Source organism: Mesorhizobium sp. M7A.F.Ca.CA.004.04.2.1 (genome assembly GCF_004022825.1).
Classification (GTDB): domain Bacteria; phylum Pseudomonadota; class Alphaproteobacteria; order Rhizobiales; family Rhizobiaceae; genus Mesorhizobium.
In genome coordinates this window covers 1-566 of the sequence record NZ_RZPH01001704.1, presented here as the reverse complement: position 1 = coordinate 566, position 566 = coordinate 1, and the positions used below count along the sequence as shown (strand labels likewise).

The window sequence follows — 566 nt, the reverse complement described above, 5'->3', positions numbered from 1 at the left end:
GCCTCCCACGCACCAAGATGAAGATATGTCGGCGAAATTTCTTGTCGATGTTGGGCGCCGGCGCGCAATTAGACGCAAGATTGAGCCGGGTTTGCTGGCAGATAGGGTGATTGGGGAAGCGCGAAGCGTAATCTCCCTCCTTGAGGGGGAGATGTCGCCGAAGGCGACAGAGGGGGTCGCCGCGCATGGAGCGCCAACTTCTTCTTTCGGCGCATAAAATGTCGCATCCAGTCGAACCGACCCCCTCTGGCCTGCCGGCCATCTCCCCCTCGAGGGGGAGATCACGCACACCCCGGTTCACCCCACGCCCGCATCATGCTAACCAACCCGGCATGGCACAGAAGAAAGCTTACGAGGTCGACGGCTGGCTCGCGAAGCCGGACCAGCGCATTTCGATCGTCCTGCTTTACGGCCCCGATCGCGGCCTCGTATCCGAGCGGGCGAAGGCATTTGCCGGCAAGACCGGCCTGCCGCTCGACGATCCCTTCTCGGTGGTCAGGCTCGAGGGTTCGGAGGTCGACCGCGACGAGGGCCGGCTGCTCGACGAAGCCCGCACCGTGCCGATG

1 pseudogene is annotated in these 566 nt (G+C 63.6%); it reads left to right on the top strand.

What is annotated here, in order from left to right:
- Positions 1–332: 332 nt before the first annotated feature.
- A pseudogene (holA, locus tag EN893_RS37095) lies at positions 333–566 on the top strand (DNA polymerase III subunit delta); the annotation flags it as partial.